This is a genomic window from Brevibacillus sp. SKDU10, assembly GCF_001645205.1.
Lineage (GTDB): Bacteria > Bacillota > Bacilli > Brevibacillales > Brevibacillaceae > Brevibacillus_B > Brevibacillus_B halotolerans.
This window is the reverse complement of the sequence record NZ_LSSO01000112.1, coordinates 14,459-36,313: the sequence shown is the minus strand read 5'-3', so window position 1 is coordinate 36,313 and position 21,855 is coordinate 14,459. Positions and strand designations below refer to the sequence as shown.

Sequence of the window (21,855 nt, the reverse complement as noted above, 5' to 3'; positions counted from 1 at the left end):
CATCAAACCTGTGTTTTGGTACATATCCCTTGTACTTTTCTTCAACGCCTCCCATGATCTTAGTAATTTGCTCTTCGCTAAGACCCATGCTTTTCAACAGTTCTTTCAAGTCCATGATATCCACCCTTTCATCTACGCTTTTTATCCCGGTTGCGTCCGGTGATGTCCTGTTCTTTTACGCCGACAGTACCGAAACGGCTCATTTAAGCAACGTATTTTTCTTCCCATTGACCATATGTCATATCAGCAGGAACATAAAACACATTACCTTTGTTATCTCTTGCGATACGTTCACCTACGTTAATTTCATCATCAAAATAAGGAACAACCGTTGTTCGGCAGTTCGGATGGAATGGGGGATACGTAACCCCAACCTCTTGTTCACTCAATTTGAACACTTTGCCATCAAGACTCCGGCAAATTCTACTGGTCCGCCCATCTGAAGAAGCTATGATTTCATACTTTCTGACCACTCCACTTGCCTTATAACCATCCATAGTAGCTTGATGAGTGATGTAGCTACTCTCCGTCCTCACAATCCTTGCTGCATGTGAATAGGAGACATTCATCCGTTCAGACAATGCTTTTGCTGTCTTATCAGAACTATCTCCGCGAATGAACGATTGAGAAAGCAATGTTTGAACCTCGGATAGCAATTTATCCCGATTGTTCCAAATACGCTCGCTGTAGTTGCCATCCTTCCAGTTGATTTGCAAAGTCTTCTCTAGTGACTCTTTGTCTACCCGAGCAAAAGAAACACCTATCCCCGTACCTGCTTGAATCTCAAATAAAGTTCGATAATAGGTGTTTGTATAGTTGCCTTCCAGAAGCTCTCTGGTACGTCTCTCTTGCTTTGAAGTTAGTTCCTCGACTGATTGCCTTATCTGGACTAAAAGTGCCTCTAAACGGCTTACACGAGTTTTGTAGTAGACGTTGTTTAATTCCTTTGTCCAACGACCATCTAAGTTACCCTTAGCTTTTGCTGTAAACTCTTCTAGCGTCATTTTGAACTCTTTCATTTCGCCACCTGAAAGTAATTTACGGGCATTTGCTAGACTAATCTCATTGTTGTTAGCAAAGCACTGATAGAACGCCTCAATGTCTCGCTTAATACTTGTTATAGCTCGGTCATATTCTTTTCTAAGCTGTTCAGCATATTTGTCAGCCTCATCAAAGGACAACTGCGCTACCTGTTCACTGCGCTTTTGCCAATAGCTACGTGGTGGCTGGTTGCGCTTTTTCATTCGTTTTCATCCTTAGGAGCAAAGTCAGCATATGGATCTGATTGATTCATCATTTTTTCACGTTCTTGCTTTCTTCTAGCTAACTCTTCTTGCGCATTAGTTGTCCATGGGTGGTTAGCGACAATTGTTTCGTCAGATAAGATGCCCACACTATCCTTTGCATTCGTTATCGCATCCGTTTCGTTGATCAGAATATCTCGATTGAAAATGAATTCTACTGTCTCATTGCTGAAATCTTGTTGAGCTGTATTAACTATGTGCTGATCAATGAACCAACGTAGATGCTCCATAGATGCTTGGAACTCAGTCTCAATCATGTTGGCATCCATATCCAAGTCAGCATAAAGGAATTTCAATGCGATTCCTGAAGGGTCATTTCCAAAGTTATTAGACTGCGTATCAACGCCACGCCCAAACTCATAAATATCTTTTCTGTTCATCTCCATATGAGTTTTAAACGCCTCTGTATCAATCGGCAAGCTAATGGTTTCGACTCCACCATCGCCCGTTACTTTAACAGCACGATAAGCAGCGAGGTTGTATCGAAACTCCCCTAAGTTGGTGCCGTCATAGTCCCTTAACACATAAATACTGTTCGGCATATCCTCTAAGTTGTTAGCGTTATCTGATTTACGATAGTCATAGTCATCAATGAGTGATTGAATAAACTTGATTAACGGTATTTCCTCATCGTTATACTTGAAGCAGATGAACGGCACTCGCTCCCAGTTAAGGCCTTGTTCCTTACCTGCTCCACTCATGACAACAAAATGACTACCTTCGTCACCCATTTCTACATCTGGTATGAGTTGTCCATCGTATACATACCGTTTAACACCTAGAGTGTCCCAGTATTCCACTTTCTTAATAAGCTTCTTCTCTTTACCCTCATACGCTTCAATCTCATAGACTCGGATAACAGCATCTAATTCAGTGTGTTCGCTATCCTTCCACATAGGAATGACTTCTTCACTGGGAATACGCTTGAATGATAGCTTTCCTGCCTCGTTGTAATAGACCTGGAGCCACGCTTTTCCCTTATTGATAGATTCCTTACCTACGTTTTTGAGAGTACGTAAAAAAGCCTTGCCAATGTAGTCTCCTAGCAAGGTTTGGTATCTGTTGTTATTCGTTTGTACGCTCATTGGTTTAGAGAGCAGATAGCCAACCTTTTGATCTGCTAGTTTCCTTGCAAAATTGTGTACAAGCTTATTGTTAGCTAGATTCTTATCTTCTACCTTACCACCATCGCCAATTACTTCTCGTTTCCTGTTTAAAATCTCACTGTCACCGCGATAGTATTTATCACCCTTGATCATAAGCTCACGGACTTCTGATGCTTCCCAATCGTCTACTTCACGTTGGATAAACTCTTCTAATGTCATGCCTGACTTAGCACCATCAGCAATTATTTTGTTAATTCCATCTGTTTCTGTTAAGAACATACAATCTCCTTCATTTGTAGGATTCCCCATTTTTATGTCGAATAATGAAATTTGTGCAGACTCATAATCCGTAACAAAGAGGTGAATGAAGTTTGAAAAATAACCCTTTTGAATACATTCAAAAGATACAGGCAAAGATAAATAAAATGAATCTCCCTGCATTCCAAAGGTATTTAGACAATGAACAAAATAACGATGTTTTTAAACGTTCGATTCAAAAAGATATTCCACAACCATCTAAAACTGCCATAGATTATGCACAAAATAATGCTTTATTTAAACATTTGATTCAAGAAGGTACATCACCAACATTTAAAGCTGCTCTAGACTATGCACAAAATAATCACATTTATAAGCATGTGAACGATATATCACCAACATTTAAAGTTGCTCTAGAAAACCGAAAACAGAACCAAAATATAACAGATGCCTTCTTAACCACTAATGAATCGATCCGTCATTTGCAAGAGTTGGTTAATAAAATATCACATCCTCTGCCCTTACAAATACCTGATTCAATCTATCCCTCGATAGATAAATTATCATCTACATTACTTGATGTATTACCTAAAAAAGAGCATGCTGATTCATCGGCACCCATTATTGAACCTCCCTCTGATTCACAAGAATCTTTGGAGCTTTGGACATGGGAAAAGCTCAAATGGTTTCTGGAGATAATTATTCCAATCATCATTACATGGCATCTCTCCAACGTTGGATCGGAGCAACTTGATCGGCACCACAAAGAAGATCTCCAACAAAGGGAACGTCATCATCAAGAACTTCTAATCGAAGAACAAAAACAAACAAAGCTGTTAGAAAAGCGTATTGAAAACGAAAAGCGTCTCACAGATGCACTCAATAACGTAACAAAAACCATTGATCAATATATTTCAGAATCACCAGATGATCCAGAAGTTGATCAATCAGATTCTACAAGCAAGTAATTTTATTAATTTAACATTCTTTGCTCAATCGACTGTTATAGTAGATTGAGATTTCTTTTTCATATGAGGTATTGAAGCTATCGTTATCGAAGAATAGCTATTAAGATTCACTCCTTCTTCCCACTTCACTTCCTCATAAGAAGAATGCATAAACACTTTCTAGTCAAAAGAAACCGAGCCACCTTTTAAATCTGATACCTCGTAATCATCTAGCGCATACCAAATAGCCGATAACGTATGAGGGTCAATCGTGAACTCATCTTCGAGTATTTCCCCTTGTTTATCGACTGCAAATGTTAACTCCTTCAGTTCCTCTATGGTGTTTGGACATTGATCAGAACAAATGATCTTTTTAAAACGTTTGATCTTCTTTGTGTACTGTTCACGGGAGCCTTGGAACTTTTTAGCTGCCCTCATGTTGAACCTTTTTTGACGGAAGAAACTAATAGTTTTCGGCTCGGCGCTATCAGCCTTGATAAGCTCACCAGAACGTCTAAACTCATCTATTTCCTCTGCCGTCTTATCGTCTGTCATTTTATTTTTATAATACTCCCAGTAGATATAAAGAATCTTCTCCCCGTGATCCACCGCAAGCCGTAGCAGCGCATTGTAGGATGTTTGAAACCCAAAGTCCATTCCTGCACGCAAGATAGGTCTTCTAATCCTCTCGATAGCCTGTATAACTTCGCTGTGTGGACGTGATTGGAACTGAGGGAATACAACTACACCATTCACACCAAACTCCCCTTTACGAGCGATTCTGTGTAAATCAGGGTCATGTATTTTCAACTCATCTAACTGCTCAATATAACTGGCTGGCAGAAATAAATTATCATCAGCAGTTGAGTGATGATAATACGTGTCTTTTACAATCAATACCCTTTCTTTGTATAAATCTTTGTCATCCATAATAAAATGCTTCGCCTTGGTGTTCTTGAAAAAGTGTTTGAAACACCAATTGGATGTGCTTACTGGATTCGTTGACAAGATCATGTGTAATTTCAACGTTGGATGTCTAAGCCGACCTAATAGCTCTTTAAACCCGTCATATTTAACTTCTGAACACTCTTCAATCCAGACAATTGAGACATTATGAATGGATTTCAGTTTGGCAGGCTTGTCCATCCCTTTGAATATGATCTTGCTGCCGTTAGGAAAACGAATCTGCATAGGCGATGTTACAAACCTTATCTTCTCATCAAGTCCTAGTTCTACGACGATATCCTCAAATAACGTGAAACAAGAGTCTCTGATAGTATCGTAGACCTCACGGATGACTAGTGCAGTTCGTTTTTCTTCTAAAAGCTTCAGAATTAGCTTCAAGGCCACATGATAGCTCTTAGATGAACCATACCCTCCTACCAGAAAATAAAATTTGTGATCCCAGTTGAACAAAAACTCCTCAAAGTGCGGATTAACCTCTTTTTCAACCATTACCCCTCACCCTTTCGCTTGATGAGGATTTCGATAGGCTTATCATCATCTTTGGAAGTCTTTTGTTCCAGGACAGATATTTCACCTTTCAATTTTTGAACACGCAAATGCTGTTCTTCGGTTGCTAGTGAACTGTTAAGCATCTCTTCATAACGCTTAATCAAGCCTTGTAGAGTTGCCATAGCCCTTGATTGGGCATTTAGGAATGTAGCTTGTTTATCCCAAGCATGTTGGTATTCCCACTCTTCTTCTGTTCCGAACATACCAGGCTTTTCTTTTTTTAATACCCTCGTCTCATCATCCTGATCACGCACAAACATAATACGTTGCGCTCTTACTATCGCTGTGTACTGGATAACAATGTTCTCCCAAAGCATATCAATAGGAGACTTTGATTCTATCTCTTCCATGATCTCTACTGTTTCCTCTGGGAAGTATTTTCGGAAGAAGCCGTGGGTTACAGCGTTGCTATTTCCTTTTGGAGCTGATCCTCCACGATTACCTACGGCGTTTTTATTTCCCTCTGGTGCGCCTACTCGTTTAGTAACGTTACTATTCGTATTGGTAACGTTACTATTGAGCTTTGCTTCCCATTGGTCTTGATTCTTCCACTTACGTATTTGCGAATCACTTACTCCAAGTTGTTCCGCAATGTCTTTCAAAAGCATGTTTCCGCCACTTTCGAGATACATTGTTTCGGCTTTTTCTCTATTTGGACTTCTTGCTCTAGCCATTTACATTATCACCACCACCTATTGAGTTTGTTTTGCAAAAGAAAAGACGCTTAGTAAGCGCCTTTTTGAACGTACCCCAGTAATTAAATTTTAGTAAGTATACTTTATCTTAAAATTTTTCTGCTGACCGGTAGTATTATAAAAATAAATGTTTGCCGTATCTCCTTCAACCAGGACGAACTGGCTCTTTGTTAAGTCACCTGTAATATCTGATCCAGCATGTGAGACTTTATAACTTATCCCTTCAGGATTACCATCTACAAGTATTGTAAAACCATGTTCTCCATGATCTTTTAAATAAACAGAGTCCCCTCCAGAATAAGAATATGAGTATAGGTCATGTTTAATCCAACTAGATGGTAACTTATTAACCCTAGCTTTAGCAGGTTGTACACTTTTGCTTTCAACATTTGAAGTCATTAGAGGCATGGCAGAGACAGGGAGAGCTAAAGTTCCAATAACCAACGCAAAAGTAGATAATGACACTAAAAGTTTTTTCACTTTAAATCACCTCATACTTTTATTTGTAAATAAATTACATTTATATCATAAAATAGAATCACTTTCTGGTAAATAAAATTATAATGGAATAGCAACAAATTATTATTTAATCAAATAATTATATAAATGTTAAATAGTTTTGAATCAGTTATTCTATTCTAATCTACCTTAAATTTTCTTCCATATACTTCAAGAGACTTGGTAATTTCATCATTTATCTGTTCCATCACTTTGTTAGAAACTGCATCTACACATTGAGCAGTCGTTAAATTGAGAGTCGGTGATACTGTTACGGTATTCCTTTTGCTCGTACATTTATTTAACTTCTCAAGTGCTATCACAACATCTTCAATTGCTTTTGTAAGCTCCTTTAATTCCTCAATTCCATTAACTTTAACTGTGACTGAAGTAGATGCCATGTTATCCCTCCTACAGAATAAATTTAGAGATATTTAACGTTTGCGAATTAGTCTAGGCTCCCAATTACCCATTTTCTCTCTAACTTGTTTCATCCGTTCCTGCGTTTCTTCAAAACCAAATTCGAACTTCCTGATTTCTTTATCCAGCTTATCTCCAACTGCTTTTATCAATCTCTTAATATCATCTTCTGAATCTGGTTGATTAAGACGTTTCTCTAGCTTTAATTTAAGATCGTAGTGACCTGAATCATCTTCATATGTTGCAAATTCATAGTTTTGATAATCTAGAGCGCTAATGATTAATTCAATTTCTTTATCACTTAAAGGAACGATTTTCAATTCAGCACCTCCCATCGTTTTACCCTTCTACTTATAGTGGGCTTTCGTATGACAAAAAAGAGCCTATCCGACAAGGAATAGGCTTGAAACTACACGATTTGCAATTTTATTTTGTGCCCGTGTTACCAGTGTTTGTACACTACTCTTCGAAATACACAAAAATCTAGCCGTTTCCTCAAATGAAAATCCTTCACCATGGGTAAGTATATAGCACTCTCTTTCTCTAGCTGATAGGCAACACAACGCATCCTCTAGTTGTTCTTTTTCCCACTCTGTAAGGTTGCAAGGACTACCTGCCGTACCTCTATAAACAAATGCCTGCATTCTTAATGGATCCACTGGCTTTTCTCTTTCATAGGCTGCTCTTCTCTCAATTCCACGTTTGTTCTCTGGCCTACGTCCTGTCTCCAGCCATTCAATTACATACTCTACATCGCTAATCATTTCAGAGAGGTAGCGTTTTTCTGAATCATCAAGAACTGTCTCTGTTGCTCTTAGATCAGCATATGCTTTTTTCAATTTCTTTCTTGTCTCTTTATACTCTTTTAAAAGTTCTTGCATTGTGTTCATCAATCATTCCCCCTTACCATCTGCTCATGGTATAATAGTTTTGTCGAACGTATATTCCATGGCTTCCGATGAGGGAGCTTTTTTGTTTTTATAGATTGTCAAATATATACAAGTATGGTAACCTGTTGTCAGAACGCTCTGTTGTCAGAACTTTCTATTATTTATTGTATTTGGAGGTGGAACTATGAAAAAGTTCTTAGCTATTTCTTTAGCAATCATGATGGTCATGTCAGCTAGTGGCGCTATAGCTGCTGAGCCGACAAATTGTGGAGCTGCCCCAAATGTTTGTTCGGTATTGTACTAGAATATTATTAGCCGAACTAGAGTGCCTCGAATTGAGGCACTTTTCATTTTCACTCTCCCGTTGCACCACAATTACAATTGTAAATTGCACCTTCCTTATGCTTGAAACCAATCGCCCACATTACAGGTCTTTTTCTCATAATCAATACCTCCCATTTATCGTGTTATATATTTAGTTCTCATCTGGCCAGCAATCTGGGCAGTATTCATTTTCATCGCACTCGCTATTCAATTTCAAAATTCGTTCTGCATATCTTAGTTGCTGTTGAATATACAAATCGTCCTCTTTTCCTCCACTTGCAAGCCAATCGCCTATACGTTGATTAATGTCTAGTAATACCTCTAGTGGTAGTTGCCCTGTGATTTTAGTTATTTGCTCCAGATAAGTCATTACTCTTCTCCCTTATCACAGTAATGGTTTTAACTATTACTCCCATTCATAAAGTGGATCATAGGCGTAGACAAAAGTTCCATCCTCGGAATAACTGATAATTGTTACAGGAATTGGAATATATGAAATTGCCAAGTAATTCTCAATAAAATCCATTGCCATATCTTTCGTTGGAACTAGATGGTTAAAAGTTAAGTTTGTATCTTCTTCGCCTTTCGTGAAATTATAAAATGTATCTTCCTGATGCTCGAAACCAATTGCCCACATTACAGGTCTTTTTATCATGATCTATTCCTCCCTTATCACAAGTAATGATTTGTTAAATGCCGATTCCTTTCGCCTCCAGAAAGACTAAACTAACTGCCAGAGCTGCTGTATCTGCTATTGGAGGTTTTATTGCTCGATTATTTGGCATACTTATCCAACCATCTGACTCATCGCAGAATTTCCATGCACGTCCCATGTATCTGCCGTTTCTGAAATGCTCATATTCAAGGAAAATACCTTCTTTAGCTGCTTCCTCTACCAATACACCCATGCCATCCCATTCAGTTGAAAAATCAGGTATCGGAAACCACCTAGTACCTTTCTGAAAAACCGAACCACTTGGATGAATGTCCCACCCCAAAGCCTTTGCAATTCGCACATCCAGACTATGACCAGCTTTCATTCCCTTACCTCCCCATTTACAAATCGTGTGTTGTGTTAAACCTCTTCTGTAATTTCCAATATTTCAATGCATTCCATATCCACATCATCTTTCACATCATATATGGGGCTTCTAGCTGTTATGGCTTGAATTTCACCGTGATTATTGTAATAAACCGTTCCGATGTAAACACCGCCTTTTGGAAACGCAGTAACGTATTTGCCCCAGTTATCCCAATAGATGTTCTGAATGGTTTTGAACTTACAAGCCTTTTTCACTATTTGTCCCCCTGTTCAACCACTTCCATAGCAGCCTTGCAAATAGCTTCTTGTGGTGTTTCTCCGTATGCTGTGTATTGATTAGCCTTTACTGTAGCTCGATATTTTGGGTCTCCTGAAGGAGTGCGCATTTTGGTCACTTGCCATGTTTCAAATCTCGTCACTAACTGCAATGCATCGTCTAGGTTTTGTAGTGGGTTCCAACTTTCTATCCAATCATATTGAGTTGGGCTTTTTACCCAAACCTTTCTTTCAGACCAATACGGTGTGTCGATATGCCACCCCATTACCTCAGTTGCCAGTGTTACAATGATCTGTTGTTCGGTCATTGTGCTTCCTCCCACTTCGATACAACCGATATTGAAATCACGGGTTCGACGCGGATTCCTTTTGCTTTGCGATAGTATCGCTGTTCATCAGCTACAATAGATGTTGGTTTTGCATTGCCGTATAAACTTGAATAAGAATCAACTTTACTCTTCGGGATTAACTCCCACACCTTAATGTCATCCATGCAACCATCAAGGTCGCTACATTTCCAATAGCCCCAATCGTAAAACTTTTTTTGCAGCCAGCCGGTCAATTTTGTACCAGAAAGGAAAATGTATGCTTTTTCCGTATCATCTTCACAGTAAACATAATAGTATTCGTTAAACAGACTACTTTGCTTTTCAATCACGGCTTTTAATTCACGCCAATTTGACACTGAGCTTCCAACTAAATCTATCTGGTATTTACTCATAATTGCCTCCTACTTACAAAGCCTATGTTGTAATTAAAGAAACAAGTTTAATCCCTATGCAAACCCTTACCGCAATCTATACAAATGCTAGCTTCTTTAGCGCAATCAGAACAATATGTTTCATGGGCACGAGTAGTATAATCTCGCTTACACCTTTGGCATCGTTCTACTTTTCTCGAATCTCGACTAAACATTTTATCTTGTTTTCGCTCACACTCATCACATAACGTATAACGTATCACTTTGGGCTTCCTCCTCTTTTCCGCCGCACGATGGTTTACTGCACAAGATCAGCTCATGCATTGGATCAGAAGCTTCCGCCGATCCGAATAACCGTCTATACCGATCTCCTGCGTTAATGTCCTTGTGGCAGCCGTCACAAGTGTACGATTGTCTTGCAGTGTGCCACCTGTCCTTAATGACTGTCATCTGACGCTCTCCTTATCACAATGATCTGTTGTTCGGTCATTGTGCTTCCTCCTCAACTCAGCGATATTGAAATCATGAGTTCGGTACTGATTTTTATTGCTATGCGATAGTATTGCTGACCATCAGCAACAATAGACGTTGGCTTTGCATCGCAGTATAGATTTGGGTAACAATCAACTTCATTTTTCGAAATTAGTTTCCACACCTTAATGTCATTCATGCAGTTATAAAAATTACCAGATTCCCAATAGCCCCAATCGTAAAATTTTTCTTTCAACCATTTGATCAATTCTGCATCAGAAAGGAAAATACATGCGTCTTCCGAATCGTCTTCATGGTAAACATAAAAATATACATTAAATGGAGTACTTTGCTTTTCGATTTCGGCTTTCAATTCACGCCAATTTGATACTAATCCTCCAATCAAATCTATCCTATTTTTGCTCATAATTACCTCCTATTTTTGTCTCAAATGATAGAGATATGCTCTATCAAAAGGAGTTGATATCATGCAAAAATCGTTTTATTATCTAGTGCCGTGTAGTCGATCTGCTAGGCTAATTCGAAAGTTTCGACTACACAGCATCCCTTTTGAAGTTGAACCTATCCGAAACAGCGATAACGTTAGGTTTGTTTTTCCTGATCTACCTGTGAAGCAGTATCATGTCGTGCATTTGGTGTTTGGAAGGGCTGGTGAAGCTTATCCCTTGTCTGGAGAGTAATTCTTGCTCTCCGCCCACTCTCGCAACGCCTGAGCCTCGTCAATCTCTATCCATGTAAAGCCGTAGTTCATTCGGTTTCCATCTCCTCACGAATGACTTGTTTCTGCCACTCCAGTTGCTCTTTGTTCAACGTTTCTTTAACTATTTGATTGTCCTGTGTATTCATCAATGCTCACTCCTCTTGATTTATTGGTTTACCTAGCTAACGTGTTCTAATAAGCTTCCCTTACGTTTTCTAATCATGCCGTGTCTTATTTGATCTATGATGAGTAGCGTTACCTCGTCTATGTCTCTTTTTATCTTTTTAGCGATACTCGCAATAGACTCGTCTTCTCTCCATAGCTGACGTACTTCATCAATCTCGCTTTCTAACCAGATGAAGTCGCATTCTTCGCAAGCAATGTATAATGGACGGCCTTTGAATTTACCTTCACCAGCTAATTTGTTAGCTTTTTTCGCTGAGATGTACCCCATTCACGCCACTCCCATCATCCGATCTACGTATACCAGGTAATCCAGTGAGGCCCTTTGAGATTTCTGAACCAAGTAAGCATAAATTTCGAACTCATCATAAGGTATGCTTTTACGGCCTCCTAGACGGGCGTTAAGCACGTACATTTGAATGAATGAGTAAGGGACAAAGTAAACCTCCCTCTTACTTGTAAACTCGATTAGAAAGAAGCACAGGGCGCCGTTTTGTTCTGTCTTCCCCAAATGTTCTAACTGATGATCACCGATGTTTGCTAGTGAGAAGCTTGTATGACTCTTAGTTGACTTTGCCTCGAAATATATGGCTCTGCCTTTGTATACTCCGTAATAATCGACTGTAGATTTTGAACCATAAACAGCTTTCTTGATGCTTGTCCCTTCTGTTTTCAACACTTTTACAGGAGTGGGGAGTTTTTTAATTAATGCAATATCTTTGCGTTCATATTGCGTATTTGCTAGTTCTAGCATTTGCTCAAATGCCATTCCTCTATTTGCATAGCTTGTGTTCATTCTCATGCTCTCCCTCCGTCAGCTCAAGATTTCTTTAATTTCTATCAACGCTTTTCTCAACCGATCAATTTCTGACAGTAAGTTAGGGATATCCTGCCGAGCATTCGTGATAAAATCAACATCATTCTGATTGCCTCCTATAACCAATCCCTTAGCAATATGAATAAAATCTCCGTTCCTTGCTCTCTCTTTCCAAGGGCCTGAAGTAGCTTTCTCTACACGTTCACGAATTTCTTGCAGTTCTTTCTCGGTCATCATTCCCCACCAACCTGTAACAAATCTGGATTTTCGTATATGTTGCCGATGACTTCTATGACGTTCGACATATCTTCCTTCATCATATTGGCTTCACCTGATTCTATTAATATTCTGAATCTCCCTGGTTTGCATTCAACTAAAGCCTTTTTACCACGAAACCACATGTTCACTTCATCAGTGTTGTCGATTTGAACAATATCTCCCTCGTAAATCTCTTTGCCATTCTTGTCGCAGAGCCCTGTGAATTGCATCATTTCAAACCGATCCATTTCTAAAAGCTGATTTATTGAATACTCCACATCAAGCTTGATCATTTCCCAATCAAGCATGTATTTATCTTCTTTATCCCATGCACGAAACTTTATCTCTCGCATCTAATGCCTCCCATCTAGCTTGAACCTCTGCCAAGCCCTTCTGATAATCTGTAAGACTGCCCTCTAGTATTCTTCTGGAGTAGTCATACTGCACGTTTTTAATATCTTCTTCTAGCTCATGGATATAATTTTTAAAGTAAGTAATTTGTATAGCTAATACTGCTTTCTCGTTGTTCATTTCTATGCTCCTTTGATGTCATACAAGAAACTCAATTGACTGTTTGCATCCTCTATTTCTCGTAAAAGTTCTCCCTGTGGAGACCACTGTTGTAGATATTCTTTCGCCTTATCAAATTCTTTTGCTGGTGTATTACGATAGGAGTTGATCTTGAAATAACCGTGGTAGCTTTTCCATGCTGCGCTAAATAGTTTGTTGTTGAGTTGCTTATAAGCAGCACTACTTTTCCCGCCTAGAATTTCTACTACACGGCGTTTGCATAAAGTGTTCAATACTTGTTGTTGACCATAATCTACTGTCTTGGTTTGCTCTAAATGGAGTACGCGGTTTTCAATCTCCTGAGTTTTCTTGTCGAGAAAGAAAATTGCTTGAACCTCAGGGCTTAATCCAAGATTTGAAACTTGTCCTACCACTCGATAGTAATCATCTACTAGCATTTCGTAGGCTTCCCACGCCTCGTCTGTATTGAGAGATTTCGCTTGAAGCCACGCGCCTTTTTCAGTCCAAAGATATAGGATTGGAGCAAATTTGAGGTTCCCCGATATTTGCGTAGAAGCTTTAAACTGTCTTAATTCCTCACCTTGTAGTACAAAGTAATGTTTACCAACTTTGTATCGACTTTCATTATTTTGAAAGTTGTCGTGGATATGTTTTACATCTGCTCCATAAACTTCTGCTAACTGGTTTGTAGTAAGAACACGTTTACCTTGGTGTTCGATTACTTGTAATTGATTCATTCTCGCTTCCCCCTCTTAGTTCATTTCTTGTCTTAGTTTTTCAAATCGTTCTACAGCCTGTTCTTTCCTGTAGCTGGCTGCCTTATTCTGTACCGGAATCGTGGTTTCCAAGATTCGATCATAAATTCGGCTACCTAGTTTTTCGTCTAGCTCTGATAGCTTCAAATTGGATGTGTAGAAGGTTGGTAATTGCTTGCGATATCTTCCGTCTATTACTCTGAATAGAGCGTCACTCACCCAATCAGTGACTTTCTCAGCACCTATGTCATCCAGAATCAGTAGATCGCAAGTAAGGAGTGCCTTCATGATCTGCTGTTCTGACTCGTCATTGTTCTTGTTGAACGTCTGCCTGATTCGCTGAAGTAACTCCGGTACACTTTGGAACACCACGACTTTCCCATTCTTTTTCAGACAGTTAGCTACTGCGGCAGCTAGCTTGCTCTTGCCGTTCCCGTACGTTCCCCAAAGTAGTAGACTCAACGGCCCGTACTCATCAAAAGCGAACGCGTACTTCTTGGCTTGCTTCAGCGCCATTTCTGCACCTTCTCGTGGAATGAATGTTTCGAATGACGATTCTTCAAACCGTTTACCAAGAGATGAGATTGAGAATAGCTTTTCTGTATCGCGTCGCTGTTGGTGTTCAGTGAGCCTTTTCATATCCTCTGCTTCTGCATCTGCCTCACATTTGCAAACTGGTTGAACCACTTTCTTTTTGCCAAGGATTTCAACTTCAATCTTTTCAACCACTCGATTACAATGCTTGCAAACATGATCTTCCTTAGAGGGAAAGCGCATCGAGTTCATCTGCACGACGTTGTTTATCACTTGTTCCACTGGATTCATTTCGATCACCCCAAGTCTTGTAAGGTCGTTGTCTATGTTTCTGATTTTGGAGCCTCATCATTCCTTGTCTTGCTTCAGGCTCGCTTGTGTTGCGAATGATACCGAATGCATACTCAGCAGGCTTATGACCGTAGTCCATGATGTATGTAGATAGCGCATAGGTGACGATGGCCTGATTTGCTTCTGCTGTTTGTTTTGAATCAATAGCCTGTTTAGCTAGCCTGCCCCATAGTCCTTCAAGAACGCTGTTTGCTACCTTTCCTGATTTTCTTTGAAGTCTCACCAGATCGAAGTATTCAACAAACAAACGATTAGGTAATTCAATCCGGTTGAGGAGCTGTTGCGAGTCAACAAAAGAGGTAATGTCTTCTCGACTCCGACAAGATTCTTTTATATGTTTTACTTGTTGTTTATCTTGTTGTTTAACTGCTGTTCTATTAGCGTTGTTCGGTGCGCTGTTCGGTGCGTTTTTACCTGCGTTGTTCGGTGCGTTGTTCGCGTCTTCTTCATCGCTCAAAACGCTTGGTACAACTTCATTTTCAGGTTCGTTAGGTGCGTTATCAGGTGCGTTAACACTTGCGTTGTTCGGTGCGTTGTTCGGTGCGTTAATTTTTGAGTAGTTTTCTAGCTGCTGAAACCCGTCATAATTTACAATTGTGATTAGTGAAGCTTTGTTGCCTTTGTATTTTATCTGCTCCATTTTGATTAGATGGTTGCTTGATAATCTGTCTAGTGAAGTCCTGATCTGCTGGTAAGTCCATCCCATTACTTCAGGTAATTTCCTAACCGAGACAATCATTTGTCCTCTCTGGCACTCACTAGAAGCCTTGTAATTCGCACCTTTCATCAGGTAGTTATAAAGCACCTCATCTATAAAATGTTCAAAGGTTATACGGGGGATGACCACGAAGCCCGCCCCGTATTTATCTGTTGTGTCCATCCTTCGCGCTCCCCTCTTGTTACGATGCTCCTCGATACAATGGAAGCAATACATTCTCACGATAATCCCGAAACGCTTGACGCCCTTCTTTCGTGTGGTGAGCCTTCCAATGACACGTACCTGTTTGAGTAGATGGTCCGCAAGCTAAGGCAAGGTTATGAGCCTCTCCAGTGCCTCCCTCGCTTCTAAAAATGATGTGGTGTGCTTCTAACCATGTAGTCTTGCCACACAGCACACAACGCCCCTGATCTCGCTCCATTACTTCTTTGTAGATAGCCGGGGAAATTCTTCCCCGGGCTACACGTTTTTTCGTTCTACGCTTGAAATCAGGCTTTGGTACGGCTCTTACTTCATCAAACAATCCCATGCTTATCACCATCCTAGAAAGGTAAGTCATCATCTGAAATATTGATTGGTTTATCACTAGCGAAAGGATCATCGAATGAACTCTTATTGTTCTGTTGAGCTTGTCCATCTCTACTACCTAGGAACTGCACGTTATCAGCCACAACCTCAGTAACAAATATTTTCTTTCCTTCTTTGTTGTCATAGCTTCTCGTTTGTAAGCGTCCTTCTACAGCACATTGCTTACCTTTCCTAAGGTAGTTAGTACAAAGATCAGCCAATTGCCTCCATGCAACTATTCCAATAAAGTCAGTTTCTTTCTCTCCACTTTGACCAGAGAATCTACGATCAACTGCAATAGTGAAAGTTGTAACTGCTACGCCGTTAGGTGTGTATTTCATGTCAGGATCTTTAGTAAGGCGACCAATCAGGATTACTCGGTTAAGCACTCTTAGCTGCCTCCCTTTCTTTTATTTTTCTTGTAAGGTAAGCCTCCATTTGATTTTCGTTATATCCTCTTTCTATCTGATTCTGGTGCCATTCATCAAAGTCATCTAACGAGTACCCCACCAGTTGCCACTTAGCTTTTAATACAGCTTCTTTACTGTCGTTAACGTTCGGTTGAGCCTTTGATTGAGCTTTTGGCTTATTTTCATCTAATTCAGCAGAACTTACTTTGTCTGGGTCTTCTCCTGTAGGGATTGCAAAGGTTCTTAGAAGTAAATATTTATAGGCATATGTCATAGCCTTACCTACACCTTTATCTTGTGTATCTGCCCCTGTTCCACTTGAAACAGCTTCTATGCTGTCTCCTGTATCTACATCAACAATCCGGTACCGAACATTCACTGTGGTAAGCTGATCCACTTTGGAATGCTCTTGATGGATAGGGATTATCACAAGCCCATGTTCCCGCATTGCTTTTCCTACAGCAGACGTTACTTTCTCTTCTGAAATAGCCTTATATTTAGTGGTTTTAAACTCCACTTGGTCATCTTTCTGGAGATAGGACACATCATTCATAACAGCGAGAATCTTCTTGTATACACTCATGTTCTCACTCCTATTTGATCTGTAAGGAAGTACCTTTTACTAGCGTTACCCCTGGTATTTCCTCACCTGATTTCAAACGTTCTGACATCGACTTTTTATCCAGAATTGGCGGTGGTGTTACCCAAAACATTTGAGGAATTTCAATTTCGTTTACCACCTGTACTGAACCAGGACTTTTTCTAACTGAAATAGTGAAAATCGGTGTTTTGACTTTTTGTAATCCAGCAACCTCTAGTTGCTCCTTCAGATAGAGTTTTAAGCCTTCCTGTTTCTTTTCTAGTCGTCTCCTGCGTTCAGCTAGACGAGCCTCTTCCTGTTTAATCGCCTCTACCTCAGCCGAGATATTACGCACCATTTTGGCGATATTATCAGCCTTATTTCCGATAGCATCTTTTATGGATTGTAGAGTGTTGACTAGAGCCTCTGTTGGCGTCTCATCATCCAATATGATTTGTGCAACCTCGGCGTAAGCGTCAGCTAGTTCATACAGCCTCATAGTCCAACACCTCCGTAGAGCTTCATCACTTGGTCAAAGTGTTTTTTCACGTCCATTAGATATTCAAAATTTTGTTCTGATGAAAACTCTTCCCAGAACAAAAGTAGGTATTTCAAATCCTCGTTAATGCTTTCTACCTTCTCCCGTAACTCATCCCCTGGTTCATTAAAGGCTTTAATACCATGAAGGAGATACCCTTGCTGATCAGGTTCAACACGCTCTACATGTTGTGGAAAATCATGCAATGCTGGCATATTGTTTTCCCTCCCGTACTAAGGCTGCTACATAATCTTCGCGGCGCCGTAACTCTTCCCATAAATCACTTCTTGTTGATTCCATTTCAGCAAGCTCTCTGCCGATCTTGTTTAACTTTTCTTCTAAAGCTCGCATGTCTTCATCCATTGATATAATTTCTGCATTTAAGCACTCGATAGCACGATTTTGTTCGTTTAGTTCCATTTGAACGGTTCCGATTTTTCGTTCCATGCTTGTCCAACCTCCGCATCTAAATGTATTTAAAATACTTGTTTTCTTTGTTGAGTAAAGAAATGTATTCCCTTCGGCCTTCTTCCGTGGCAAGCCAATTATCAATTTTCTTTGTTCCGTTAAAACGTTGAGTAATCCCTTTATTCTTGAAAAAAGAAAACGAGAATTTTGATATACCTCTGCGTTCTTGTCCATCCTCAGTATCGTAATAATGATTGATTTCGTAATATTTAAAACCGCAATAGTTCACAATGCATCCAATAGCTATTCGTTTAATTTTTATTACTTTAGGTTCAAACAACTTGTCCAACCTCCAATTATTTGATATTGTAGAGGTACAAATTTTTGTTACGATGCCGTCTGTTGCGAGCAGGCGGTTTTTTCATGCTCTCTTATTTGTTCTGTAATCCAACGGGTAATTTGGCGATAGTTTTCATGAGCCTGATGATCTCCTGCTGTTTTAGTAATCATCATCAATCGCTGGTATCTTTTTAGATCAGCAATTAAGTCCTCATAGTTCACGCTGTTCCCTCCCTTTTAGGATTCTTTGAATTTGTTCAGCTTGTCTTGCTAACTTAATGTCTAAAACCTTTTTTGCTATGATTTGCTTCTTTTTAGCATCAATAGGATTACCGTTCTGGAGGCTTATCTCAGATTGATCGAGCATCCCATTTACAATGTGATATAGCTCCTCTTCGTCCAAACCATCCAGCATTTCTTTCACCTTCTCACCTCCTTTACACCATTACTGATAGAACGTTTTGCATGATGGACATTCCATCCATTCCACAGAAGAACGCTACAGCCACCTCCTTCGCTCCTGTGGCTTCTATCCACGCTAGTCCCGTTTGGAAATCCAACGTTTTCTTATCTGTCTCCAGCTTGCTTATGCAACTTCTTGAACGATTGAGCTTTTCGGCTAATTGTTCTTGGCTTAACCCTGCTCTTTCTCTGCAAGCGTGCAGTATCGCTCCGAACTTCTTCACTTTTCTCTCTCCTTCTTCAAACTTGTTCCAATTTGTTCCAAATAAGAACAGCTATATTTGATAAATAGTTTTACAATTAAGTTGTGTTCATCTTTCATGCTTTCCCTCGGGCTGCTCACCTGGGGGAATTTTGATTATGTAGAATGTAATCACACAATCACCTAGCTTGTCCGACATAGAGACCGCGCTACTGCGCGGTAATAATCAACTGATCGTCAATATTCTGCTGCTGTTCTTTCTGTTTCAAGTTCATCAGCTTTTCTTTTTTAATCAGTTCAATTACTTCCGGCATGATTGCATCAAAAAAACGTTTCGTTTGTTCATGATTTAACATGATCTTCATATACAACACCTCTCTCGTTTTTTAGATGTATATGAGTTGGAGAGTTTGTCCTATCCGTTGTTATTCGTAGCCTCTTAATGGATATGATTAAGGTAGGACGGATCTCTTTTTTCTCTGGGGTATTAATCACTCCTATGCTGATTGTTTAGATTTAAATTTCTTCTTAACAGCATCATTAAGGACAGTTGCAATTAATGCGTTCTTAGAAACTCCCATTTCTGAAGCTGCTATTTCTAATTGCTTATCAAGATCGAACGTGATCCTAAGTGACAAAGTTTTTTTCTTAGGTGACATCACTTTGAAATCACCTCCTTGGATTTTATTGTAGAGTGATATCACTTTGATGTCAATATGGTTGCATACATTTATTTTTTGATTTGCTATCTTAGTGACATCAAAATGAATATGAGGTGACGTCAATGGCTACTGATAAACGTCCTTTTACATTGCGTTTACAAGAAACTAACTTCGAAAAGATTAAATATATTGCTGATAAAAACAAACGATCAATCGCTATGCAAATTGAGCATCTTATCGAACATCATATTGATGAGTTCGAAAAGAAAAACGGAAAAATCAAGATTGATGAGTGATTGCGGTTATGTAATCACTCTTATGCAGATTGTTTTCGTTTGTTCGTTTTTCGCACTTTGTTCCCAAAAAAAATTTCTTCAATATGTGTATCAAGAGCATTAGCAATCTTATAAGCGACTTCTAATGATGGAGAATACTTCCCCCTTTCTATGTTAGATAGAAAGCATCTATTGATCCCAACTAAATCAGCAAGAGCTTGCTGTGTAAATCCTTTGCTTTTTCTCAAAGCAATTAAGGAAGTACGAGGCTTTGTTTTTGTCATTTAAGCACCTCCTTATCGTGCGTTTTAAGCACCTTACACTTTATATAATACTTGCGTTAAACGCACATGTCAATAGTTTTTTGTTCTTATAACGCACTGTTTTTTTTACGAACATCAGATGGTAAAATTACATCTATACAAAGGGGTGAATCTCGTGGGATTTCCTGAAAGACTCAAGAAATTAAGAGAAGAAAGAGGCTTATCTCAAGAAGAATTAGCTTTAAAGTTAGATATCCCTCGCACTTCTATTACGCATTATGAAAATCCTAAAGGTGAAGTGCGTTTGCCGAGAGGGAAACGTTTAGAAAGCATTGTAGACTTTTTTGGTGTAACTGTTGATTACTTACTAGGTCGTTCTGATGAACCATCGCCTTCAATAAATGAGAACGAGTATAACAACTACGAAAAGCCGTTGGATAGTTCTTATAAATTAGTTGCTCAAAGATTACGTGAAGCAAGAACTAAAAAAGGCCTGCAACAAAATAAAGTCGCAGAACGATTGGGTATACACAATAGCACATTAGCTAAATATGAATCTGGACAACGCGAACTTGATCTTAGCACCTTGAAGCAACTAGCTAATTTATATGAAGTTTCTATTGATTGGTTGGTAGGGTTGGATGCTGTTTCTGTGCCTAATCAATTAAACGAGATTCAAAATCCAGATGCAGAAGAAATAAAAGAAATCTTAAATTCTCTACCTGATAATAAACGAAGAGAGCTTCTTGACCAAATGTATATAGTAGCTGCCGGCATTGTTGCCTTAGAGAACAAAAATAAAAAATAAATTTATATAGTCGTAACCGTTCATTAGGAACGGTTTTTTATTTTTCATCTTTACGTTCTTTCTCCATAGCTCTAATCCCAGCAGCAAAAATTGAAATTTGTTCCAAAAGATATTCGTGTTTATCTCTAGGGAGAGAATCTAATATCACTTTGAATCTTTCAATTTCTTCGGCATATGGATTAAAGTCTTTTGGTGAAGGATCATTAGTCATTCCAGTTAGCCAATCTACTGATACTTCATAAATACTAGCAAGTTTAGAAAGTACTTCAGTATCAGGGTCACGATAATTTCGCTCATAGCCTGATAAGGTACCATTTGAAATTCCTAGTGTTTTGGCTATGTACATTTGAGTGATATTTTTATTTTCTCTCGCTTGCTTTAATCTCTTCCCTAAACTAGACATATCTTCCACCTCGTTGTGCCATTCATCCCGAACGGCATTCCTTTATCTCATCAATCACTCGTTTTGCATCAGGGTTTATGTAATAATTACAGCAAAGTATAGCTATAATTTTATCAGTAAGTTCCTCAGATTGCTGTTCATCTATTTCAACTATTTTAAGCTCTCTCATTTTTACTCCCCCTCTGATGCGAACTTTAGTTCCCATTATACAGCACTTTCGGTCTGTTAAAAACATTTATTTGAGGAATGCTCAACTTTATTGATAGATGAGAATTCGTTTCCTACTTTCCCTAAGTCTGGATGTAACCTAGATTCCGTCATTTCGTATTATTTCGTAAAACTAAGGTTATAATGTGGTATTATATGTACATGAACGAATAGACTAAAAAAGACCGCAGGTGAGTAAGATAATTAGAGTCGATTGCAACATAAAAAACGCACCTTTTTGGATGCGCTTTTTTTATTTGTAGGAGGTTTACCCTCTGTATCATAGATTTATCTAAATATGATACGTTATAATAAAATTATTCCCTCTAATTGGAATTGCACTTGTTTTTTGGTATACTTTCCCTGATATGTAAGATTTGTTTTTTAATTAATTACGTTAAGGAGGCATTCTATTAC

The 21,855-nt window shown here is 39.0% G+C and carries 42 protein-coding genes; 3 read left to right on the top strand and 39 right to left on the bottom strand.

All coding sequences use genetic code 11. The features are described 5' to 3' along the window. Nucleotides 1–203: 203 nt before the first annotated feature. Nucleotides 204–1,244, bottom strand: a complete 1,041-nt coding sequence (locus AYJ08_RS06460; RefSeq protein ID WP_064017034.1) for a minor capsid protein — start codon at nt 1,242–1,244, stop codon at nt 204–206. Next, nucleotides 1,241–2,689, bottom strand: a complete 1,449-nt coding sequence (locus AYJ08_RS06455; RefSeq protein ID WP_064017033.1) for a phage portal protein — start codon at nt 2,687–2,689, stop codon at nt 1,241–1,243. Before AYJ08_RS06455 ends, AYJ08_RS06460 begins: the two co-directional genes overlap by 4 nt. A gap of 92 nt (nt 2,690–2,781) precedes the next feature. Between AYJ08_RS06455 and AYJ08_RS06450 the strand changes: the two genes are divergently transcribed. Next, nucleotides 2,782–3,636, top strand: a complete 855-nt coding sequence (locus AYJ08_RS06450; RefSeq protein WP_064017032.1) for a hypothetical protein — start codon at nt 2,782–2,784, stop codon at nt 3,634–3,636. A 159-nt stretch (nt 3,637–3,795) separates the two neighbouring features. On the opposite strand, the gene AYJ08_RS06445 is transcribed toward AYJ08_RS06450, so the two are convergent. The 34 genes from AYJ08_RS06445 to AYJ08_RS22885 form a co-directional block, all read right to left on the bottom strand. Further along, on the bottom strand, nt 3,796–5,070 hold the full coding sequence (locus tag AYJ08_RS06445; RefSeq protein WP_064017031.1) for a PBSX family phage terminase large subunit: 1,275 nt from the start codon (nt 5,068–5,070) through the stop codon (nt 3,796–3,798). Continuing rightward, nucleotides 5,070–5,804, bottom strand: a complete 735-nt coding sequence (gene terS, locus AYJ08_RS06440) for a phage terminase small subunit (RefSeq protein ID WP_064017030.1) — start codon at nt 5,802–5,804, stop codon at nt 5,070–5,072. Before terS ends, AYJ08_RS06445 begins: the two co-directional genes overlap by 1 nt. A 90-nt stretch (nt 5,805–5,894) precedes the next feature. Beyond that, nucleotides 5,895–6,305, bottom strand: coding sequence for a hypothetical protein (locus AYJ08_RS06435; RefSeq protein WP_064017029.1), 411 nt, complete (start codon nt 6,303–6,305; stop codon nt 5,895–5,897). A gap of 158 nt (nt 6,306–6,463) precedes the next feature. Continuing rightward, nucleotides 6,464–6,724 (bottom strand): hypothetical protein, encoded by a 261-nt coding sequence (locus AYJ08_RS06430; RefSeq protein ID WP_064017028.1) that lies wholly within the window; start codon nt 6,722–6,724, stop codon nt 6,464–6,466. 33 nt (nt 6,725–6,757) lie between these two features. Further along, nucleotides 6,758–7,078, bottom strand: coding sequence for a hypothetical protein (locus tag AYJ08_RS06425; protein WP_064017027.1), 321 nt, complete (start codon nt 7,076–7,078; stop codon nt 6,758–6,760). A gap of 48 nt (nt 7,079–7,126) precedes the next feature. After that, complete coding sequence (locus tag AYJ08_RS06420; protein ID WP_082890887.1) at nt 7,127–7,633, bottom strand: sigma factor-like helix-turn-helix DNA-binding protein; 507 nt, start codon at nt 7,631–7,633, stop codon at nt 7,127–7,129. 475 nt (nt 7,634–8,108) lie between these two features. Further along, nucleotides 8,109–8,327 carry a DUF6877 family protein gene (locus tag AYJ08_RS06415; RefSeq protein WP_064017026.1) on the bottom strand — a complete coding sequence of 73 codons (219 nt, stop codon included), beginning with the start codon at nt 8,325–8,327 and terminating at the stop codon, nt 8,109–8,111. A gap of 36 nt (nt 8,328–8,363) precedes the next feature. Then, nucleotides 8,364–8,612 carry a hypothetical protein gene (locus AYJ08_RS06410; RefSeq protein ID WP_064017025.1) on the bottom strand — a complete coding sequence of 83 codons (249 nt, stop codon included), beginning with the start codon at nt 8,610–8,612 and terminating at the stop codon, nt 8,364–8,366. A gap of 34 nt (nt 8,613–8,646) precedes the next feature. Then, entirely contained in the window at nt 8,647–8,997 is a 351-nt protein-coding gene (locus AYJ08_RS06405) for a hypothetical protein (RefSeq protein WP_064017024.1), read from the bottom strand. A gap of 35 nt (nt 8,998–9,032) precedes the next feature. After that, nucleotides 9,033–9,254, bottom strand: coding sequence for a hypothetical protein (locus AYJ08_RS06400; RefSeq protein WP_064017023.1), 222 nt, complete (start codon nt 9,252–9,254; stop codon nt 9,033–9,035). After that, nucleotides 9,254–9,583, bottom strand: coding sequence for a BC1872 family protein (locus tag AYJ08_RS06395; RefSeq protein ID WP_064017022.1), 330 nt, complete (start codon nt 9,581–9,583; stop codon nt 9,254–9,256). The genes AYJ08_RS06400 and AYJ08_RS06395 overlap by 1 nt, the downstream gene beginning before the upstream one ends. Then, complete coding sequence (locus AYJ08_RS06390) at nt 9,580–9,996, bottom strand: hypothetical protein (RefSeq protein ID WP_064017021.1); 417 nt, start codon at nt 9,994–9,996, stop codon at nt 9,580–9,582. Before AYJ08_RS06390 ends, AYJ08_RS06395 begins: the two co-directional genes overlap by 4 nt. A 219-nt stretch (nt 9,997–10,215) precedes the next feature. Beyond that, nucleotides 10,216–10,425: a hypothetical protein gene (locus AYJ08_RS06385; protein ID WP_064017020.1), complete on the bottom strand. Its 210-nt coding sequence runs from the start codon at nt 10,423–10,425 to the stop codon at nt 10,216–10,218. Nucleotides 10,426–10,477: 52 nt separating this feature from the next. Continuing rightward, nucleotides 10,478–10,873: a hypothetical protein gene (locus AYJ08_RS06380; RefSeq protein ID WP_064017019.1), complete on the bottom strand. Its 396-nt coding sequence runs from the start codon at nt 10,871–10,873 to the stop codon at nt 10,478–10,480. Between the two features lie 472 nt (nt 10,874–11,345). After that, entirely contained in the window at nt 11,346–11,621 is a 276-nt protein-coding gene (locus AYJ08_RS06375; protein WP_064017018.1) for a hypothetical protein, read from the bottom strand. Continuing rightward, complete coding sequence (locus AYJ08_RS06370; RefSeq protein ID WP_231929022.1) at nt 11,622–12,146, bottom strand: Holliday junction resolvase RecU; 525 nt, start codon at nt 12,144–12,146, stop codon at nt 11,622–11,624. A gap of 18 nt (nt 12,147–12,164) precedes the next feature. Beyond that, complete coding sequence (locus AYJ08_RS06365) at nt 12,165–12,404, bottom strand: hypothetical protein (protein WP_064017016.1); 240 nt, start codon at nt 12,402–12,404, stop codon at nt 12,165–12,167. Continuing rightward, nucleotides 12,401–12,778, bottom strand: coding sequence for a YopX family protein (locus AYJ08_RS06360; protein WP_064017015.1), 378 nt, complete (start codon nt 12,776–12,778; stop codon nt 12,401–12,403). The genes AYJ08_RS06365 and AYJ08_RS06360 overlap by 4 nt, the downstream gene beginning before the upstream one ends. Beyond that, on the bottom strand, nt 12,747–12,956 hold the full coding sequence (locus AYJ08_RS06355) for a hypothetical protein (RefSeq protein WP_064017014.1): 210 nt from the start codon (nt 12,954–12,956) through the stop codon (nt 12,747–12,749). The genes AYJ08_RS06360 and AYJ08_RS06355 overlap by 32 nt, the downstream gene beginning before the upstream one ends. A gap of 2 nt (nt 12,957–12,958) precedes the next feature. After that, nucleotides 12,959–13,693: an ORF6C domain-containing protein gene (locus AYJ08_RS23900; RefSeq protein WP_064017013.1), complete on the bottom strand. Its 735-nt coding sequence runs from the start codon at nt 13,691–13,693 to the stop codon at nt 12,959–12,961. 15 nt (nt 13,694–13,708) lie between these two features. Beyond that, nucleotides 13,709–14,536 (bottom strand): ATP-binding protein, encoded by an 828-nt coding sequence (locus AYJ08_RS06345; protein WP_369799668.1) that lies wholly within the window; start codon nt 14,534–14,536, stop codon nt 13,709–13,711. Further along, nucleotides 14,472–15,476 (bottom strand): hypothetical protein, encoded by a 1,005-nt coding sequence (locus AYJ08_RS06340; RefSeq protein WP_064017012.1) that lies wholly within the window; start codon nt 15,474–15,476, stop codon nt 14,472–14,474. The genes AYJ08_RS06345 and AYJ08_RS06340 overlap by 65 nt, the downstream gene beginning before the upstream one ends. A 19-nt stretch (nt 15,477–15,495) precedes the next feature. Beyond that, entirely contained in the window at nt 15,496–15,843 is a 348-nt protein-coding gene (locus AYJ08_RS06335) for an HNH endonuclease (protein ID WP_064017011.1), read from the bottom strand. A 13-nt stretch (nt 15,844–15,856) separates the two neighbouring features. Continuing rightward, complete coding sequence (locus AYJ08_RS06330) at nt 15,857–16,270, bottom strand: single-stranded DNA-binding protein (protein ID WP_064017010.1); 414 nt, start codon at nt 16,268–16,270, stop codon at nt 15,857–15,859. Further along, on the bottom strand, nt 16,263–16,874 hold the full coding sequence (locus AYJ08_RS06325; RefSeq protein WP_064017009.1) for an ERF family protein: 612 nt from the start codon (nt 16,872–16,874) through the stop codon (nt 16,263–16,265). Before AYJ08_RS06325 ends, AYJ08_RS06330 begins: the two co-directional genes overlap by 8 nt. Before the next feature lie 10 nt (nt 16,875–16,884). Further along, on the bottom strand, nt 16,885–17,370 hold the full coding sequence (locus tag AYJ08_RS06320; RefSeq protein WP_064017008.1) for a siphovirus Gp157 family protein: 486 nt from the start codon (nt 17,368–17,370) through the stop codon (nt 16,885–16,887). Next, nucleotides 17,367–17,624, bottom strand: coding sequence for a hypothetical protein (locus tag AYJ08_RS06315; RefSeq protein WP_064017007.1), 258 nt, complete (start codon nt 17,622–17,624; stop codon nt 17,367–17,369). The genes AYJ08_RS06320 and AYJ08_RS06315 overlap by 4 nt, the downstream gene beginning before the upstream one ends. Next, entirely contained in the window at nt 17,608–17,856 is a 249-nt protein-coding gene (locus AYJ08_RS06310) for a hypothetical protein (protein ID WP_064017006.1), read from the bottom strand. Before AYJ08_RS06310 ends, AYJ08_RS06315 begins: the two co-directional genes overlap by 17 nt. A gap of 19 nt (nt 17,857–17,875) precedes the next feature. After that, nucleotides 17,876–18,157, bottom strand: coding sequence for a hypothetical protein (locus tag AYJ08_RS06305; RefSeq protein WP_064017005.1), 282 nt, complete (start codon nt 18,155–18,157; stop codon nt 17,876–17,878). A 47-nt stretch (nt 18,158–18,204) separates the two neighbouring features. After that, nucleotides 18,205–18,378: a hypothetical protein gene (locus AYJ08_RS23430; protein WP_157452813.1), complete on the bottom strand. Its 174-nt coding sequence runs from the start codon at nt 18,376–18,378 to the stop codon at nt 18,205–18,207. Continuing rightward, nucleotides 18,368–18,580: a hypothetical protein gene (locus AYJ08_RS06300; RefSeq protein WP_369799667.1), complete on the bottom strand. Its 213-nt coding sequence runs from the start codon at nt 18,578–18,580 to the stop codon at nt 18,368–18,370. The genes AYJ08_RS23430 and AYJ08_RS06300 overlap by 11 nt, the downstream gene beginning before the upstream one ends. Nucleotides 18,581–18,593: 13 nt before the next feature. After that, on the bottom strand, nt 18,594–18,842 hold the full coding sequence (locus AYJ08_RS06295; RefSeq protein ID WP_018673273.1) for a helix-turn-helix domain-containing protein: 249 nt from the start codon (nt 18,840–18,842) through the stop codon (nt 18,594–18,596). 187 nt (nt 18,843–19,029) lie between these two features. Beyond that, complete coding sequence (locus tag AYJ08_RS23425; protein ID WP_157452812.1) at nt 19,030–19,185, bottom strand: hypothetical protein; 156 nt, start codon at nt 19,183–19,185, stop codon at nt 19,030–19,032. Between the two features lie 132 nt (nt 19,186–19,317). Further along, nucleotides 19,318–19,479, bottom strand: a complete 162-nt coding sequence (locus AYJ08_RS22885) for a toxin-antitoxin system HicB family antitoxin (RefSeq protein WP_231929023.1) — start codon at nt 19,477–19,479, stop codon at nt 19,318–19,320. A 125-nt stretch (nt 19,480–19,604) separates the two neighbouring features. Between AYJ08_RS22885 and AYJ08_RS23420 the strand changes: the two genes are divergently transcribed. Beyond that, nucleotides 19,605–19,778, top strand: a complete 174-nt coding sequence (locus tag AYJ08_RS23420) for an Arc family DNA-binding protein (RefSeq protein ID WP_157452811.1) — start codon at nt 19,605–19,607, stop codon at nt 19,776–19,778. 20 nt (nt 19,779–19,798) lie between these two features. On the opposite strand, the gene AYJ08_RS06290 is transcribed toward AYJ08_RS23420, so the two are convergent. Continuing rightward, nucleotides 19,799–20,041 (bottom strand): helix-turn-helix transcriptional regulator, encoded by a 243-nt coding sequence (locus tag AYJ08_RS06290; RefSeq protein ID WP_064017004.1) that lies wholly within the window; start codon nt 20,039–20,041, stop codon nt 19,799–19,801. A gap of 154 nt (nt 20,042–20,195) precedes the next feature. Here AYJ08_RS06290 and AYJ08_RS06285 point away from each other — a divergent pair, with 154 nt between their 5' ends. Then, nucleotides 20,196–20,828: a helix-turn-helix domain-containing protein gene (locus AYJ08_RS06285; RefSeq protein WP_064017003.1), complete on the top strand. Its 633-nt coding sequence runs from the start codon at nt 20,196–20,198 to the stop codon at nt 20,826–20,828. 37 nt (nt 20,829–20,865) lie between these two features. Here the strand turns inward: AYJ08_RS06285 and AYJ08_RS06280 are convergent, their stop codons facing one another. Then, a complete protein-coding gene (locus AYJ08_RS06280) occupies nt 20,866–21,231 on the bottom strand; it encodes a helix-turn-helix domain-containing protein (protein WP_064017002.1) in 366 nt (121 codons plus the stop codon). A 22-nt stretch (nt 21,232–21,253) separates the two neighbouring features. After that, the gene (locus AYJ08_RS23415; protein WP_157452810.1) at nt 21,254–21,400 is read right to left on the bottom strand and encodes a hypothetical protein; all 147 of its coding nucleotides are present in this window, start codon (nt 21,398–21,400) and stop codon (nt 21,254–21,256) included. Nucleotides 21,401–21,855: the final 455 nt, after the last annotated feature.

Bases quoted from the DNA above. Each gene is read 5' to 3' on its own strand.
- AYJ08_RS06460 (WP_064017034.1), bottom strand. From the start codon at position 1,244: ATGAAAAAGCGCAACCAGCCACCACGTAGCTATTGGCAAAAGCGCAGT.
- AYJ08_RS06455 (WP_064017033.1), bottom strand. From the start codon at position 2,689: ATGTTCTTAACAGAAACAGATGGAATTAACAAAATAATTGCTGATGGT.
- AYJ08_RS06445 (WP_064017031.1), bottom strand. From the start codon at position 5,070: ATGGTTGAAAAAGAGGTTAATCCGCACTTTGAGGAGTTTTTGTTCAAC.
- terS (WP_064017030.1), bottom strand. From the start codon at position 5,804: ATGGCTAGAGCAAGAAGTCCAAATAGAGAAAAAGCCGAAACAATGTAT.
- AYJ08_RS06430 (WP_064017028.1), bottom strand. From the start codon at position 6,724: ATGGCATCTACTTCAGTCACAGTTAAAGTTAATGGAATTGAGGAATTA.
- AYJ08_RS06425 (WP_064017027.1), bottom strand. From the start codon at position 7,078: ATGGGAGGTGCTGAATTGAAAATCGTTCCTTTAAGTGATAAAGAAATT.
- AYJ08_RS06420 (WP_082890887.1), bottom strand. From the start codon at position 7,633: ATGAACACAATGCAAGAACTTTTAAAAGAGTATAAAGAGACAAGAAAG.
- AYJ08_RS06415 (WP_064017026.1), bottom strand. From the start codon at position 8,327: ATGACTTATCTGGAGCAAATAACTAAAATCACAGGGCAACTACCACTA.
- AYJ08_RS06410 (WP_064017025.1), bottom strand. From the start codon at position 8,612: ATGATAAAAAGACCTGTAATGTGGGCAATTGGTTTCGAGCATCAGGAA.
- AYJ08_RS06405 (WP_064017024.1), bottom strand. From the start codon at position 8,997: ATGAAAGCTGGTCATAGTCTGGATGTGCGAATTGCAAAGGCTTTGGGG.
- AYJ08_RS06395 (WP_064017022.1), bottom strand. From the start codon at position 9,583: ATGACCGAACAACAGATCATTGTAACACTGGCAACTGAGGTAATGGGG.
- AYJ08_RS06390 (WP_064017021.1), bottom strand. From the start codon at position 9,996: ATGAGTAAATACCAGATAGATTTAGTTGGAAGCTCAGTGTCAAATTGG.
- AYJ08_RS06385 (WP_064017020.1), bottom strand. From the start codon at position 10,425: ATGACAGTCATTAAGGACAGGTGGCACACTGCAAGACAATCGTACACT.
- AYJ08_RS06380 (WP_064017019.1), bottom strand. From the start codon at position 10,873: ATGAGCAAAAATAGGATAGATTTGATTGGAGGATTAGTATCAAATTGG.
- AYJ08_RS06375 (WP_064017018.1), bottom strand. From the start codon at position 11,621: ATGGGGTACATCTCAGCGAAAAAAGCTAACAAATTAGCTGGTGAAGGT.
- AYJ08_RS06370 (WP_231929022.1), bottom strand. From the start codon at position 12,146: ATGAACACAAGCTATGCAAATAGAGGAATGGCATTTGAGCAAATGCTA.
- AYJ08_RS06365 (WP_064017016.1), bottom strand. From the start codon at position 12,404: ATGATGACCGAGAAAGAACTGCAAGAAATTCGTGAACGTGTAGAGAAA.
- AYJ08_RS06360 (WP_064017015.1), bottom strand. From the start codon at position 12,778: ATGCGAGAGATAAAGTTTCGTGCATGGGATAAAGAAGATAAATACATG.
- AYJ08_RS06355 (WP_064017014.1), bottom strand. From the start codon at position 12,956: ATGAACAACGAGAAAGCAGTATTAGCTATACAAATTACTTACTTTAAA.
- AYJ08_RS23900 (WP_064017013.1), bottom strand. From the start codon at position 13,693: ATGAATCAATTACAAGTAATCGAACACCAAGGTAAACGTGTTCTTACT.
- AYJ08_RS06345 (WP_369799668.1), bottom strand. From the start codon at position 14,536: ATGAATCCAGTGGAACAAGTGATAAACAACGTCGTGCAGATGAACTCG.
- AYJ08_RS06340 (WP_064017012.1), bottom strand. From the start codon at position 15,476: ATGGACACAACAGATAAATACGGGGCGGGCTTCGTGGTCATCCCCCGT.
- AYJ08_RS06335 (WP_064017011.1), bottom strand. From the start codon at position 15,843: ATGGGATTGTTTGATGAAGTAAGAGCCGTACCAAAGCCTGATTTCAAG.
- AYJ08_RS06325 (WP_064017009.1), bottom strand. From the start codon at position 16,874: ATGAGTGTATACAAGAAGATTCTCGCTGTTATGAATGATGTGTCCTAT.
- AYJ08_RS06320 (WP_064017008.1), bottom strand. From the start codon at position 17,370: ATGAGGCTGTATGAACTAGCTGACGCTTACGCCGAGGTTGCACAAATC.
- AYJ08_RS06315 (WP_064017007.1), bottom strand. From the start codon at position 17,624: ATGCCAGCATTGCATGATTTTCCACAACATGTAGAGCGTGTTGAACCT.
- AYJ08_RS06310 (WP_064017006.1), bottom strand. From the start codon at position 17,856: ATGGAACGAAAAATCGGAACCGTTCAAATGGAACTAAACGAACAAAAT.
- AYJ08_RS23425 (WP_157452812.1), bottom strand. From the start codon at position 19,185: ATGAAGATCATGTTAAATCATGAACAAACGAAACGTTTTTTTGATGCA.
- AYJ08_RS22885 (WP_231929023.1), bottom strand. From the start codon at position 19,479: ATGTCACCTAAGAAAAAAACTTTGTCACTTAGGATCACGTTCGATCTT.
- AYJ08_RS23420 (WP_157452811.1), top strand. From the start codon at position 19,605: ATGGCTACTGATAAACGTCCTTTTACATTGCGTTTACAAGAAACTAAC.
- AYJ08_RS06290 (WP_064017004.1), bottom strand. From the start codon at position 20,041: ATGACAAAAACAAAGCCTCGTACTTCCTTAATTGCTTTGAGAAAAAGC.
- AYJ08_RS06280 (WP_064017002.1), bottom strand. From the start codon at position 21,231: ATGTCTAGTTTAGGGAAGAGATTAAAGCAAGCGAGAGAAAATAAAAAT.
- AYJ08_RS23415 (WP_157452810.1), bottom strand. From the start codon at position 21,400: ATGAGAGAGCTTAAAATAGTTGAAATAGATGAACAGCAATCTGAGGAA.